The following is a 15,352-nucleotide window of genomic DNA, read 5'->3' on the forward strand; positions in this document are numbered from 1 at the left end:
TTTTAAAACGTATAACCTTTTATGGGCTAAAAAGGAGACTTTAAAATGTCAAAATCAGCATGCAAAGAAAAGTAAACTTAATTAAAATGAAAAAGGGGCTATCCTTTTGAGACAGCCCCCCTTAAAAAACAGAATGATAATATAACCTGAATTAGGGATAATATTACAAGGTTCTTTAAAACAAAGGTGTTGGGAATACTTATTTCAAGGATTTTTACCACAAGGGACACAAGGTTATTCACCAGGAACACAAAGCAGAAATAATAAAGTCTTTACGCTGAAAGCACACAAAGCTTTGTGACCTCCCGCCTTTGGCGGCATTCATTGTGCACCTTGTGTAAATCTTCGCGCCCTTTGTGGTAAAATCATCTATCTGTTTCGATGGCAGTAAAGACGTTGCATTGCAACGTCTCTACCCTTAAAAAGCAGAATGATAATATAATTAAAGACAATCCCCAATGTTAAAATACACCTAATTCACAAGGCTTTGGAATTGCAAATAGGTAAATTCGTACTGCATCGCATAACCGAATTATTTTACCATGAAAACATCGTACATTACCCTGGCCCTGGTGGCTGTAATGGCCCTGTCCTCCTGCAAAAAGGACCGCGTGACCAAAGAAGAAAAAGAGGCCGCCAAAGCCGAAGGCAGCACTACCGTGCAAACCGCCATAGGCCCGCTCACCCTCCCGGCGCCCTATGCCACCGAATCGGCAACCAAGAGAAACAGCATGGCCGACTGGCCGGAGGGTCAAACCCCGAAGGCCCCGGCAGGATTTACGGTAACCATATTTGCTGCCGACCTCAAGAACCCGCGCAATACCTACATCGCCCCGAACGGCGACATTTTTGTGGCGGAATCGAACACCAAAGGCAGCGCCGACCAGATAACCGTTTTCCGTGATAAGGACAAGGACGGGACTTTTGAGACCCGTACTGTTTTTGCTGAGGACCTGAACCAGAACTACGGCATGCTGGTACTGAACAATTACTTTTACATTGCCAATACCGACGGGCTGTACCGCTACCCGTACAAAACGGGCGACTTAAAGCTGGCTCCCAAAGGCGAAAAGATCGTAGAGCTTCCCGGCAAGGGCTACAACAACCACTGGACACGCAACCTGCTGGCGAATGCCGACGGGTCGAAGATATACATCTCGGTGGGCTCATCGAGCAACGTGGGCGAGAACGGCATGGAGAACGAAGTGCGCCGCGCCTGCATCCTCGAAATTAACCCCGACGGCAGCGGCGAGCGCATTTATGCCGGCGGCCTCCGCAACCCCGTGGGCATGGACTGGAACCCTGCCAATAAAGAACTGTGGACAGCAGTCAATGAGCGCGACGAACTGGGCGACAACCTGGTGCCCGACTACATAACCAGCGTAAAGGAAGGCGGCTTTTACGGATGGCCCTACTCCTACTACGGTCAGATCGAGGACCCGCGCATGAAAGGCAAAGCACCCGAACTGGTGGCCAAAGCCATTGTGCCGGATTTTCCGGTGGGCAGCCACACCGCGGCGCTTGGCCTTACATTTTATAATGCCGATGCGTTTCCTGCCGACTACAAAGGCGGTGCATTCGTAGGCCAGCACGGCTCCTGGAACAGGTCGGTGCTGAGCGGGTATAAAGTACTGTTCGTACCGTTTAAAAATGGCAAGCCTTCAGGTCCGCCGCAGGATTTCCTTACCGGCTTCATTGCCGATGAGAAAAAAGCCGAAGCCTGGGGCCGCCCGGTGGATGTAACCGTAATGAACGACGGCTCGCTGCTGGTGAATGACGATAGCGGGAATACGCTTTGGAGGGTGAGTGCGAATAAATAAATTCCAAAAGACAAATCCCAAATAACAAATTTGAGCTGCTCTTACGGGGGTTCGTCACTGCGAGGAGGCACGACGAAGCAGTCTTTCTATACAGATGAAACTCGTTACGCAGGAAAGATTGCTTCGTCGTGCCTCCTCGCAATGACAGTGACGGAGTTATTTTCCAAAAAACAAATCCTAAATAACAAATTGAGCAACTCTCACGGTGGGGCGTCACTGCGAGGAGGCACGACGAAGCAGTCTTTCTTTATAAACATTACAATTTGTAGCGGAGGAAAGATTGCTTAGTCGTACCTCCCCGCAATGACTTCACCTAAATTATTTTTTAAAAACTCCCTATTTGCTTAGCTTTATGCCATGCTAAAAAAACTACTACCGCTCCTGTTTCTTATCACCCTGAATGCTTTTGCACAGGATACCATTGGCAGAAAAAAAACTAACCCTGTATTTATCCCGCAGGAAATTCAGGATGACACTCTGATCAAGTCTCCAAACAAGGGCCCCGAATTTCATCACGTAATCGATTATGCGCATGGAGTACAGATAAAATCGATTACTCTTGAAGAGCTTACCATCAGCCGCTACCACATCAACGACAGCCTGCTTAATGCCCCGGCTTCCATCAGCATACTGTCGCAATCACAAATACAGCGCAATAATCTGTCCGACATCTCGCCGGTGCTCAACACGCTGCCGGGGGTATTCATGCAGTCGGGCGGCATCAATACCAACCGCATTTCCATTCGCGGCATCGGGGCCAGGACACCGTATGGCACCAACAAGATCCGCGCGTTTTACGGGAGCATACCGCTTACCTCGGGCGACAGCGAAACCACCATCGAGGATATCGACCTTGAAATCATAGACCGGGTGGAAGTGATCAAGGGGCCGCTTTCCAGCCTGTACGGTGCGGGGCTGGGCGGCGCGATACTGCTTACGCCAAAACTATCAGCCGCAACGGGGAGCACCGGAAAGGTCAGCACCACACATGGGTCGTTCGGACTGATGAAAAATACCATCGGCTACAGCCTGGATACCCAAAACGGGAGCCTTAACCTCAGCTACCACAAACTGGAAACCGACGGCTACCGCGACAACAGCGCGTATGAACGGGAAGGCGTGACCCTTGCCGGCGAGCTGTTCCGGAAAGAAAACAGCAGGCTGACCTACTTTGGGAATTACACGTATTTGAAAGCCTACATACCGAGTTCCATCGACAAAGAAACCTTTGAGAACGACCCTGGCGCGGCGGCCTTTACGTGGAATGCGGCCAAAGGCTATGAACAATACGATTCGTGGCTGGGCGGGCTGGCCTACGACTGGCAGTTGGGCAAAGTAAAGAACTCGACTTCTGTATTCATCAACTTCAAGGAGAATTATGAGCCGCGGCCTTTCGACATCCTGGCGCAGGACACCAAAGCCTGGGGCGCGCGCACGCAGTTTTCGGGTGACTTTAAGCTGGGCAAAATGAAAACGGAGTTTGTGGCCGGGCTGGAATATTTCAACGACGGGTTCGAGGGCAGCACCTATGCCAACCTGTATGAGGACAACAACGGGCAGGGCAGCCTGCAGGGAGAAAGGCTTACAGGTACCGAACAGCAGCGCGGCTTCATCAATGCCTTTGCGCAACTGAGGGTACAACTGGCACGGAAGTGGGAATTGCAGGCCGGGCTGAACTATAACAAAACGCAGTTTGAGCTGGACAACACCTTCCCGGAAGCATCATCCTCTTCCGAAAGCTATGCCTATGAAGGCATCTGGTCGCCACAGGTATCGCTATTGTACAAGCCGTCGCCATTGCAAACACTCTATGCGTCGGTAAGCCGTGGTTTTTCCTTGCCCTCAATAGAAGAAACACTGACCGAAGATGGCACCATCAACCCTAACATAAAACCGGAGAACGGGTACAATTTTGAGGTGGGCGGCAAGTTTTGGCTGCAGGACAGGAACCTGTATGCCGAAATTTCATTATACAGGATGCAGGTGAAGGACCTGCTCGTGGCGCAACGCGTAGGCGACGACCAATACGTGGGGGTGAATGCCGGCGAAACGCTGCACCAGGGCATCGAGGCCAGCATCACCCACCACTGGCAGATAAGCCCGGCCTTTGCACTGAAGCGGTATGTAGCGGTCTCCATCGGCCAATATGAGTTCACGGAATTCCTGAACAACGATGTGGACTATTCGGGCAACGACCTTACGGGCGTGCCGGACAACAAGATCAATGCGGGCATTACATTGCTCGCACCGTATGGACTGTACCTCACTGCCGACTACTACTATGTGAACCGCCTGCCGCTGAATGACGCCAATTCGCTTTACGCCGACAGCTACAACCTGCTCAATGGCAAAGCAGGGTGGCGACACGAATTGTTCAAAGGGTTTACGACCCATGTTTCGGCAGGCGTGAACAATGCCACCGACACAAAATATGCTTCGATGGTTTTGGTCAACGCAACAGGTTTCGGGGGAGCTTCGCCGAGGTATTATTATCCCGGTTTGCCCGTCAATTTTTATGGAAATGTTTCGGTGAATTACAGTTTTTAGCACACTGTACCCAAAAATCATCCCGGCAACCCCCAAAAATCATATCTTAGTGGCTCAAAAATACCCTTACAAGTATCTAAAAACCACCTTTGAACGAGCCATTTTACCATAAAATCATCAACAGTACGGCGCACCGGCCCATCCGTGACCAATTATCGGGTGAGGTGCTGGACAACCCTGATTTACTCCCTGATTTATTGCACATTGCCTTTGACACAACGGACAAAAACCATCACAAAGCCTGCTGGGTACTGGAACTCGTCATGGAGGCGAGGATCGAATGGCTGGCACCCCACATGGATGCTTTTTGCAATGCGCTTTCGGGCTATAGGCAGGAGGGCGCGATACGGTCGATATCGAAGGTTTGCCTCTTTGCCGTGACCCGTCACCGGAAGGTAAAATTACTGGAAAACAAGCATTTGGAACAGATTACCGAAGCCTGCTTCGACTGGCTCATCGACCCTGAGGGTAAAGTGGCGGCGAAGGCGTATGCCATGCGGGCACTATTCATCATTGGCAAAAATGAAGACTGGATCTACCCTGAATTACAGCGCATTTTATCGGAAGACAGCGTGAAGCATACCGCGGCTTATAAGGGAGCTGCAAAAGACATATTAAACAAAATCAATACCTTACAGGGATAAAGCAATGAATTGCGGTAGTTCTTCAGAATCCTTATCTTCGGCACGATGAAACCATCTCCCGAAATCCCGCAAACCCAACAAAGCCTGCTCTTCAGGATAGTGACCAACCTTACCTTTTGGGTGCTGATCGCTATTTTAGCCGGCATTTTGCTTGGGCATTTTACTCCGGCCACGGCTATGAAAATGGAGGTTATAGGCACAACGTTTGTGGGCATCATCAAGATATTCATAGTACCCATCATTTTCCTGACCATAGTACTCGGCATTGCGGGAATGGGCGACCTGAAGAAGGTGGGGCGCATTGGGCTGAAATCGCTGATATACTTTGAGATAGTCACTACATTCGCACTCGCTATCGGTGTAGCGGTGGCGTACTTCATTGAGCCGGGCAAGATTGACAAGTCAGGGCTTGACATCGGCGACCCGTCGAAGTATACCCAACAGGCTGGGGAGTTCAGCTGGCTGCAATTTTTCCTTGACAACATTACCCTGCAGGTACTTGTGGTGGCCATTATAACCGGCATTGCACTGAATTATTACAGGAAACGCGAGCAGGCCATCAGCATTTTATACACCTGTTCCAAATATGTTTTCCTGGCGCTGAAATGGGTCATGTACCTGGCGCCTGTGGGGGCTTTCGGCGGAATGGCGTTTACCATTGGCAAATTCGGGCTGCACACGCTGGTACCGTTGGGCAAACTGATGCTGACGGTTTACATTACCATGGCGCTGTTCATCTTTGTGATACTGGGCGGCATCATGAAATATTACAGGCAAAGCATCCTGGAATTCATCACCTATATTAAGGCAGAACTGCTCATCGTGCTGGGCACTTCCTCTTCCGAAAGCGCGCTGCCCAACCTGATGGAAAAACTCGAGAAGATGGGCTGCAGCAAACCGGTGGTCGGGCTTGTGGTGCCTACGGGTTATTCCTTTAATCTCGACGGAACCTCCATATACCTGTCGATGGCGGTGATATTCCTGGCGCAGCTATATGATGTGCACCTGACCTTTGGCGAGATAGCCACCGTCATCGGGCTGCTGATGATTACGTCAAAAGGGGCTGCGGGCGTAACGGGAAGCGGGTTCATTGTGCTGGCTTCGACACTGACGGCAATCAATAAAATTCCTGTAGAAGGGTTGGCATTCCTGCTGGGTGTAGACAAATTCATGAGTGAGGCACGTGCGATAACCAACTTCATAGGCAATGGCGTGGCTACTATCGTTATATCAAAATCGGAAGGTGAATTTGTGGATGTGGATAACCCGAGGGTGGAGTAGGCACCTATCCGGATTTTCTTACTCTTACGAGATTAGTCCTCTCCCCGGCCTTCTCCCAAGGAGAGGGTGACGGGACGTGCTGACAGTACGCATATACTATCGAAAATATTATGATGAAAACCGAATGTAACATGAATGCTTACGCGCGCGTGAGGGATTGCAGCGGCATCCTGCGGAGGCACGGAGCGGACAGGCCCAAGCATTGGCCTTAGAAAGGGAAGGGACACACCCAAAAAATTATTCCTTTTTCCCGCCTTCATCATCATAATTGAAATTCCGCAGCTTTGGTGCGCCGAAAAATGTCACCGCGACCACTCCAAGCGTGAGGCATCCGCCAACCACAACAGCCCTTACCGTACCGAGCCAATGGGCCATGACACCGCTTTCGAAGTCACCCAGTTCATTGCTGGAGCTGACGAATATGGTATTGACCGAGGCGACGCGTCCCCGCATGTGGTCGGGTGTAACGAGTTGCAATATAGTACTTCGGATAACTACACTCACCGCATCAAACATACCCGAAAACAGCAGCATGAAGAATGAGAGGAGGAAATTCGTGGACAAGCCGAACCCTATGATGCAGAGCGCAAAGCCTGTCACAGCGAGGAATAGTTTGCGCCCCGGGTATGTTTTGAGCGGGATAAAGGCCAGCAGCACCAGCGTAACCAATGCCCCGACACCGGGTGCAGAACGCAGGAGCCCGAAGCCGACCTCATCTACGTGCAGGATTTCCTTTTGGTACACCGGCAGGAGCGCCACTGCCCCGCCAAACAGCACCGAAAACATATCGAGCAGCTGTGCTCCCAGTAATGCGGGTGTTTTGAGTACAAAACGGATGCCCTGGGTGAGGCTTTGCAGTACCGGCTCTTTTTCCTTTTTGAGGATGGGCTTGCGTTTTATGGAAAGTATGGGGATTAGCAAAATAATCTGTATCAGGATGACAGCAAACATACCTGTAGTTATGCTATTGATGGCTATGGCAAGCCCTGCGGCCAACGGCCCGAGCATGGCACCCGTTTGCCATGCCATGCTGCTCCAACTGGTAGCATTAGGGAAATGCTCACGCGGCATAACCAATCCGAACAGCGAGAACACAGAAGGCCCCATGAACGCCCGGGTGATACCGCCAAGGAAAACGAATGCATAGATAAGGTATTGCGTAGAACTTACCCCCAACCTGCCGAAAGCAAAAGGTGTTGTGAGTGCAAAAAGACTGCAGCCAATAACGATATAAGAGGCGATACAGAACAGTACCATCCTGCGCTTTTCGCTGAGGTCAACCAAATGCCCGGCAAAAAACGAGCAGCAGATGGCGGGTATCACTTCGGCCAGGCCCACAAGTCCAAGCGCCAGCTTATCGTTGGTAATGTGGTAGATCCAGTAAAAAATAATGGTAGACTGCATATTCAGGCTGAAAATCAGGCCAAAACGGATGCTGAGGAAGTAGCGGAACTCCTTTATTGACAGTGACGGGTTCTTTGCCCAAAAGCCGTTTTTCACTTTGTGCTGATTATGGTATATTTTTATTCGCTATGCACTATAACTTGTGCAAAGATGGTCATTTCCTGACATAAAAACATTATGCTCCTTCGCCAAAGCAAAGGAGCAGTTTCATCCTGTAAAACAGTAATGCACTAACACCGTCAATGTTTCAGATTTGTATGCGGCGGCTACCCACCATTGCGCAATCTGTCCAGCAGTGTTTTTAAGTTAACGGTTGCAAAGCCGGAACTGTGGTCGGAAAGGCCGTAAGGCAAGACCAGCTCACCATTGTGGATGACTGATCCGCAGGAATATACGACATTGGGAACATAGCCTTCACGCTCGTCCGGATTAGGTACTATAAGCGGATCACGTAACCTGCCAATTTCTTTTGATGGGTCGTGGATGTCCAGCAGTGACGCACCGATGCTGTAGCGTCGCATTGGGCCTACAGCATGGGTTATTACAAGCCAGCCGTATTCGGTTTCAATTGGCGAACCGCAATTGCCTATCTGCACGAATTCCCAGTGGTATTCCGGAGACTGTATTTTAATTGGATCCTCCCATTCGTTAATATTATCGGAATACATCAGGTAATTATTCCAGCCATCGATACGCGAGAGCATGGCATATTTACCATTTATCTTCCGCGGGAATAAGGCCAGGTTCTTGTTCTTGGCCCCGGCCCCGTGCAGCGGGCTGGTCTTAAATTCATAAAAATCGGTGGTTTTCAGAAGCTTGGGCATTATGTGTACGCCATCATAGGCCGTATAGGTGGCATAGTAGCACCCCTTGCCATTGTCGTCGGTAAATTGGACAAAACGGGCATCTTCAATACCTTTGGATTCAAAGTCGGATATAGGGAAAATAACGCGGTCACTGATGTCGGTATCTTTGGAAAAAGTGATCCTGCGGTAACTGTCGGAAAGTGCCAACAATAAGTTATATTGTATCAGCGTTGCGGGGTCATCGGTTTTCTGCCTGGCCTCTATTACCAGTTTCTTCAACTGGTCGTAATCAAAACGATCTTCCAGTTTTTCGGTAACCATGGTAAGGAATTCTTCATTAATATCAGCTTCCTGCGCTTTTTTCAGGAACAGGCGCTTTTGGTAAATGAGGTTGTGAATTTTTTCGGCTTCATCAATGTAATTGCCTGCCGGTATAACGGTAATGTTGTTATTACGGTCGATGATCGCACGTCGAAACACTACTGAAGACACATGCCCTTCGCCTACTGCACGAAAGCTGATGATAACCCTGAGCTGCCCCTCCTCCAGATTGTGCTGGTCGGGATCGGGAACGATAGACGGGTTAAAGAATGCGGCCGATTCAATGGAATATTCGTGTGTAAAGTAAGAACCGATGAGAAGGCGGGTATAATCATCCAGCTTTTCGTAATTGCCGCCGGCCTTATTTATGTATAACTTTACCCTCTCGCAATGGCGGAACAGTTTGCGGGTAATGCTGCGGTGCCTTTTGGAAAAATCCTGCAGCAAAGGCAGCACAAGCCCTGACACTTCCTCTTTATCAAGCGTCAATATCTTTTTTATCAGTTCGACAGCCCTTTCCTCGCCATTAAAAAAAAAGCGTGCAATTACACGCCTGGTATCCGGAAGCACCTTAGCCGGTTTTCTTTCTACTGTCAGTCTCATACCTAATTGTTTGCATCCGCAGGGTGCGGATTTGTGAACCTCTAAATTAAGTATTATTTAAAAAATGTATAGTATGCAAATGCTAAAGTTATCGTAAAAATACTACAAAGGGCAATTTACCTGTACCCGGAATTTCTTACTTTCCCAAAAACCAATAAATAAGTATCTTTGGCATTGAAACAACACACGACAAATGAACTATTTTTCTTCCGATTTTAAACTGGGCATACTGGGCGGCGGCCAGCTTGGCAAGATGCTGCTTACCGATACCCGGAAATTTGACATACAAACCTACGTGCTCGACCCGAGCGATGAGGCACCGTGCAAAATTGGCTGCAACCTGTTTTTTAAAGGCGACCTCATGGATTATGATACCGTGTACAACTTTGGTAAACAGGTGGATGTGCTTACTTTTGAAATTGAACACGTAAATGTTACGGCCCTTGAAAAGCTGGAGGCGGAAGGCATACAGGTGTACCCTTCGCCAAAAACGCTAAACCTCATCCAGAATAAGGGCAAGCAAAAGGATTTTTACGCAGCACACAACATACCCACTGCCGACTACCGCAGGTTTGAAACGCTGGCCGACCTTATACTGGCGGTTGAAGACCGGAAAATCGTGATGCCTTTTGTGTGGAAAAGCACCGAGGGCGGTTACGACGGCATGGGCGTAAAGGTGGTACGCGACGCACAAACGCTGGAAAGCCTTCCGGATGTGCAGTGCATTGCCGAAGCGATGGTGCCGTTCAAAAATGAGCTGGCGGTTATCGTGGCGCGCAACCCGTCGGGAGAGATAAAAACGTATCCGGTGGTAGAAATGGAATTCCACCCTGAAGCCAACCAGGTGGAATATGTAATATGCCCGGCGCGCATTGACCATGTGGTTTCGGAAAAAGCAAGGGCTGTAGCCCTGAAAGTGTCGCAACAGTTTGACCATGTAGGCTTACTGGCCGTAGAGATGTTCCAGACCGTTGACGACGAGATACTGGTAAACGAGGTGGCGCCGCGACCGCACAACAGCGGGCACTACTCGATTGAGGCGAGCTATACGTCGCAGTTTGAGCAGCACCTGAGGGCGATACTCGACCTGCCATTGGGCAACACCGACAGTAAGGCAGCGGGCATCATGGTAAACCTTGTTGGCGAGGAAGGCCATAGCGGGAATGTGGTGTATGAAAACATTGACAAAATAATGAAGCTGGACGGCGTAACCCCGCATATTTATGGCAAAAAGCAAACCAGGCCATTCCGCAAAATGGGCCATGTAACGATAGTGAATAAAGATGTGGAACAAGCACGGAGGATTGCAGAGGAGGTTAAGAACACGATTAGAGTTATAGCATAAATTGTTCAGAGTTTAGAGTTCAGGGTTCAGAGTTGACCCAGAACCCTAAACCTGGAACCCTAAACTGAAGTTATGAAAGTAGCAGTGATAATGGGCAGCATATCGGACATGCCGGTGATGCAGGATGCCATAGACATATTGAAGGAATTCGGAATTGAGACGGAGGTAGACATTGTGTCGGCGCACCGTACGCCGGAGAAATTATTTGAGTTCAGTACCGGAGCGCACATGAGGGGCATTTCGGTGATCATAGCCGGTGCCGGTGGCGCAGCGCATTTACCTGGCATGGTGGCATCCATGAGCCCGTTGCCGGTGATAGGCGTTCCTGTTAAATCCAGCAACTCTATTGACGGGTGGGACAGCGTACTCTCCATACTGCAAATGCCGGGCGGTGTACCTGTAGCGACGGTAGCCCTGAACGGCTCGAAAAACGCGGGTATATTGGCGGCGCAGATCATTGGCAGCCACGACAAGCTGGTGCTTGCCAAAATAGTGGCCTATAAACTGGGATTGAAAGATGCAGTGAATAAGGCTGCTGAGGGCTTGAGGAATAAGGAATAGTTTTTGTAACTTTGATAAAAAAGGAGATCATGGACTTTCAGGCAACAAAAGAAGAATTAGCGAAAATGATATTGGAATCTGACGATTCTAAACTCATCGATAAAGTACGTAAGCTTTTATTCAAAGAGAAGAAGGATTTTTATGATGAGTTTACCGAAGATCAAAAACTTGAAATTCAATATGGAATTGACCAGTTAGACAGAGGTGAAAGAGTATCATGGGAAGATCTAAAAAAGAGATTACCTTGAGATATGCCTTTTATTTTTCACCACTAGCAGAAAGAAATCTTTTCCTTTTGCTCAATTACCTGATTGACGAATGGTCGGTAAAAGCTAAAGACAATTTTAAGCTGATTTTGGATGAAAAACTAAATTACATTTCATTGTATCCCGAAAGCTGCATAAAATCGAAAGCTTTCAAAAATCTGCATATTTGCATCGTTACTAAACAAACATCCCTCCTATATAGGATAACTAATAATGAAATTGAAGTTGTTACCGTTTTTGACAACCGTAGCAGCAATAAATCAATTATGAAAGAAATTCGTAAATACTACGGACGCATATAACCATGAACCTACTTACACAAAAGTTTACCACGAAACACGATACCGCGCCATTCAGCGGGATAAAAACTGAAGATTTCATGCCTGCTTTTATAAAAGGTATTGAAATTGCCCGTAAAGAAATTGACGACATCGTTGCCAATCCGGAAGAGCCTACGTTTGAAAACACCATTGAAGCCATGTCATTTGGCGGGGATGTTTTGGAACGTACCTCGTCGATATTTTTCAACCTGCATTCGGCGGAAACGAATGATGATATCCAGAAGATTGCCATGGAGGTGTCTCCCCTGTTGTCAGAATTCGGGAATGACGTACGCCTGAATAAGGACCTGTTTGAAAGGGTAAAAGCCGTTTACGACAAAAGGGATTCACTCGACCTTACTCCGGAACAGGCTACGCTATTAGAAAAAAAATATAAAGGCTTTGCCCGCAACGGCGCCAACCTGCCGGAAGATAAAAAGAACAGGCTGCGCGAAATTGACAAAGAAGCCTCAAAGCTGAGCCTTGAATTTGGCGAGAATGTGCTGGCGGAAACCAACGCGTACCAGCTGCACATTACTGATGAAAAGGACCTCTCGGGACTGCCGGAAGGCACTATAGAAGCCGCACACGAACTGGCCATGAGCCTTGAAAAAGAAGGCTGGGTGTTTACGCTGGATTATCCGAGCTACGTCCCGTTCATGACCTATGCCGATAACCGCGAACTGCGTAAAAAACTTGCGATCGCTTTTGGCGCGAAGGCATTCCAGGGGAATGAATTCGATAACCGGGAGATTGTACTAAAGATTGCAAAGCTGCGCCACGAACGTGCCAACCTGCTGGGCTATAAGTCGCATGCCGACTTTGTACTGGAAGAGCGCATGGCCGAAAGCCCGGAGAAGGTAAAATCGTTCCTGCAGGACCTATTGGCGAAAGCGAAGCCCGCTGCCGAAAGGGAATTTGCCGAGCTGACCGCTTTTGCGAAAGAACTGGACGGGCTTGATCACCTTGAGAAATGGGACGGAGCCTACTATTCGGAAAAACTGAAGCAAAAGCTGTTCAACCTCGACGACGAGAAACTGAAGCCGTACTTCAAGCTGGAGAATGTGCTCAACGGTGCGTTCACCATTGCCGGAAAACTGTACGGGCTGAAGTTTGAGGAAGTAAAAGATATTGACACTTACCATAAAGACGTTACAACATACGAAGTAAAAGATGAGGCAGGAAAGCTTGTCGCGATTTTCTACGCCGACTTTTTCCCGCGCAAAGGCAAACGCAACGGCGCGTGGATGACTTCGTTCAAGTCGCAGTATGTGAAGGATGGCGTGAACGAAAGGCCGCACATATCTATTGTTTGCAACTTTACAAAGCCAACAGAAACCAAGCCGTCGCTGCTTACGTTTAATGAAGTGACCACATTGTTCCACGAGTTTGGGCACGCGCTGCATGGCATGCTGGCCGACACGGTATATCCGGGCCTATCGGGTACCAGCGTGTACTGGGATTTTGTGGAGCTGCCCAGCCAGGTGATGGAGAACTGGTGCTACGAGCCGGAAGCGCTTGCCCTGTTTGCCCACCACTACCAGACGGGAGAAATTATACCAATGGAATACATCCAAAAAATAAAGGAAAGCGCGAGCTTCCAGGAAGGCATGGCTACCATGCGCCAGCTAAGCTTTGGCCTGTTGGATATGGGCTGGCACAGCGCCGATCCAAGCGGCATTACCGATGTAAAAGCTTTTGAAACAGAACAGTTCGCTACCACGCAACTCTACCCTGATGTGAAGGAAAACGCCATGAGTACTGCTTTCTCACACATATTCCAGGGCGGGTATTCCTCAGGCTACTACAGCTACAAATGGGCGGAAGTGCTGGATGCCGATGCCTTTGAGTTTTTTCAGGAAAAAGGGATTTTTGACAAAGAGACCGCAACAAAATTCAAAAACAATATCCTTTCCAAAGGCGGTACAGAGCACCCGATGGTTTTATACAAGCGTTTCCGCGGGCAGGAGCCAAGGCCGGAGGCATTGCTGAAAAGGGCGGGGCTTTTAGGCTAAGAGACAGATGTGAGACAATAGAAAAACCCTGAGCGTAGCTTCGGTTTTTTTTTATCGAAAATAACTTTCAATTATTTTTGAAAGTTTCAAAATAATTTCTAAATTTGACACATGGAATTTAAGGAAGCAAAAAATAAGTTCGTACAAACCTGGGGGGCGCTCGGTTCTCAGTGGGGTATCAATAAGACGATGGCGCAGATACACGCCCTGTTGCTCATTGCCCCCGAACCGCTTTCTATGGAAGATGTGATGGAGGAGCTCCACATATCCCGGGGCAACGCCAGCATGAACCTGCGCGCCCTGATGGAATGGGGCATTGTATATAAGGAATTCAAACAAGGGGAACGTAAGGAATACTTCACTTCTGAAAAAGACCTTGACGAGTTGGCAGTAAAAATTGCCCAGGAACGCAGCCGCCGCGAAATAAAGCCTGCGCTGAAAGTACTGAAGGACGTTTCCACTTCGGTAAAGGAAAACAGTTCATCTGAAGCGAAACACTTTACCGAACAGACCGCCAAACTGTACGATTTTGTTTTAAAAGCGGATAATATGCTTGAAAAAGTTACGGAATATAAGGACAACTGGCTTGCCCGCCTTGTCGTTAAAATCATGGGCTAAAAAAATTTAATTAATTGTTTCATTTTTTTCTGAAAGTTTAAAAGTTATATGAAAAATTTAAACAGAATGAATTATTTCATGGTGGGAGTACCCTTCCTTTTAGGCCTGATAGGTTTCATCGCTCCCGAATGCTGGTACATTGGAGCATTGTTTACCATCCTTACGGGTGGGTTCCAGTTCATCACCGGTACGGGCCTACTCATTGATACCGGCGGAAAGCGTATTGAGTATGTGATTTACTTTGCCGGAACAATACTGTTCTTTTTACTGTGGACAGTAACGGACTGGCATTACATCATTGTGCTGCCCCCTGCACTCGCTTTATATCTCTCAATACTCCTCTATATCGAAGCAAAAAAAGAAAAGCCATGAACCTAACTATTCCCAACTGGCTCATCATAATTGGCGGCTGTGGCCAGATCTTCACCGCATTAGTTTATCCTTACATCCGGCACAAAGTATTCGACTGGTACAATGATGTAAAGCAACTGAAGCCCCTCAATCAGGAAATCGCTAAAACCTACGGGCGGTACATTCAGGGGCTTAACTTCAGCTTTGGCCTGATAGCTATACTGATACCTCATGAACTAAAGAACCAGACGCATCTTGCCATTGCGCTGACAGGCCTGATAGCCGCCTATTGGGTGGGCAAGGTCGCCACGCAGATTGCTTACTATCCGATGTATGACATTCCCAAAAAACAATTGTTCAAATGGGGAGGCTATGGTATGAACGCATTATTTGTTCTGTTTGCCGTGGTGTATACTTTATTAGTGATCCACAATCTTAAAGGCTTGTAAT

General features: G+C 48.3%; 13 protein-coding genes. 11 read left to right on the top strand and 2 right to left on the bottom strand.

Translation table 11 applies throughout. From position 1 onward, the window contains the following. Window positions 1–542: 542 nt before the first annotated feature. The 4 genes from OGH69_RS16975 to OGH69_RS16990 all read left to right on the top strand — a co-directional run bounded on the left by OGH69_RS16975 (window position 543) and on the right by OGH69_RS16990 (window position 6,292). The gene (locus OGH69_RS16975; protein ID WP_265175689.1) at window positions 543–1,820 is read left to right on the top strand and encodes a PQQ-dependent sugar dehydrogenase; all 1,278 of its coding nucleotides are present in this window, start codon (window positions 543–545) and stop codon (window positions 1,818–1,820) included. A 357-nt stretch (window positions 1,821–2,177) separates the two neighbouring features. Next, a complete protein-coding gene (locus tag OGH69_RS16980) occupies window positions 2,178–4,367 on the top strand; it encodes a TonB-dependent receptor (protein WP_265175690.1) in 2,190 nt (729 codons plus the stop codon). A gap of 89 nt (window positions 4,368–4,456) precedes the next feature. Next, on the top strand, window positions 4,457–5,011 hold the full coding sequence (locus OGH69_RS16985; protein WP_265175691.1) for a hypothetical protein: 555 nt from the start codon (window positions 4,457–4,459) through the stop codon (window positions 5,009–5,011). A 45-nt stretch (window positions 5,012–5,056) separates the two neighbouring features. Then, entirely contained in the window at window positions 5,057–6,292 is a 1,236-nt protein-coding gene (locus tag OGH69_RS16990) for a cation:dicarboxylate symporter family transporter (protein WP_265175692.1), read from the top strand. Window positions 6,293–6,529: 237 nt separating this feature from the next. On the opposite strand, the gene OGH69_RS16995 is transcribed toward OGH69_RS16990, so the two are convergent. Both OGH69_RS16995 and OGH69_RS17000 read right to left on the bottom strand, forming a co-directional pair. Beyond that, entirely contained in the window at window positions 6,530–7,792 is a 1,263-nt protein-coding gene (locus tag OGH69_RS16995) for an MFS transporter (protein WP_265175693.1), read from the bottom strand. Window positions 7,793–7,962: 170 nt separating this feature from the next. After that, on the bottom strand, window positions 7,963–9,426 hold the full coding sequence (locus tag OGH69_RS17000) for a glycoside hydrolase family 130 protein (protein WP_265175694.1): 1,464 nt from the start codon (window positions 9,424–9,426) through the stop codon (window positions 7,963–7,965). Between the two features lie 193 nt (window positions 9,427–9,619). Here OGH69_RS17000 and OGH69_RS17005 point away from each other — a divergent pair, with 193 nt between their 5' ends. The 7 genes from OGH69_RS17005 (at window position 9,620) to OGH69_RS17035 (ending at window position 15,351) form a co-directional block, all read left to right on the top strand. Beyond that, on the top strand, window positions 9,620–10,771 hold the full coding sequence (locus OGH69_RS17005; RefSeq protein WP_265175695.1) for a 5-(carboxyamino)imidazole ribonucleotide synthase: 1,152 nt from the start codon (window positions 9,620–9,622) through the stop codon (window positions 10,769–10,771). A 72-nt stretch (window positions 10,772–10,843) separates the two neighbouring features. Beyond that, window positions 10,844–11,332 (top strand): 5-(carboxyamino)imidazole ribonucleotide mutase, encoded by a 489-nt coding sequence (gene purE, locus OGH69_RS17010; RefSeq protein ID WP_265175696.1) that lies wholly within the window; start codon window positions 10,844–10,846, stop codon window positions 11,330–11,332. Window positions 11,333–11,361: 29 nt separating this feature from the next. Then, window positions 11,362–11,580, top strand: a complete 219-nt coding sequence (locus tag OGH69_RS17015; protein WP_265175697.1) for a hypothetical protein — start codon at window positions 11,362–11,364, stop codon at window positions 11,578–11,580. 322 nt (window positions 11,581–11,902) lie between these two features. Further along, on the top strand, window positions 11,903–13,933 hold the full coding sequence (locus OGH69_RS17020) for a M3 family metallopeptidase (protein ID WP_265175698.1): 2,031 nt from the start codon (window positions 11,903–11,905) through the stop codon (window positions 13,931–13,933). A gap of 111 nt (window positions 13,934–14,044) precedes the next feature. After that, entirely contained in the window at window positions 14,045–14,551 is a 507-nt protein-coding gene (locus OGH69_RS17025) for a GbsR/MarR family transcriptional regulator (protein WP_265175699.1), read from the top strand. A 66-nt stretch (window positions 14,552–14,617) separates the two neighbouring features. Next, window positions 14,618–14,923 carry a hypothetical protein gene (locus OGH69_RS17030; RefSeq protein WP_265175700.1) on the top strand — a complete coding sequence of 102 codons (306 nt, stop codon included), beginning with the start codon at window positions 14,618–14,620 and terminating at the stop codon, window positions 14,921–14,923. Next, window positions 14,920–15,351, top strand: a complete 432-nt coding sequence (locus OGH69_RS17035; protein ID WP_265175701.1) for a hypothetical protein — start codon at window positions 14,920–14,922, stop codon at window positions 15,349–15,351. The genes OGH69_RS17030 and OGH69_RS17035 overlap by 4 nt, the downstream gene beginning before the upstream one ends. Window position 15,352: the final 1 nt, after the last annotated feature.

It is taken from the genome of Flavobacterium sp. MFBS3-15, from assembly GCF_026107645.2.
Lineage (GTDB): Bacteria > Bacteroidota > Bacteroidia > Flavobacteriales > Flavobacteriaceae > Flavobacterium.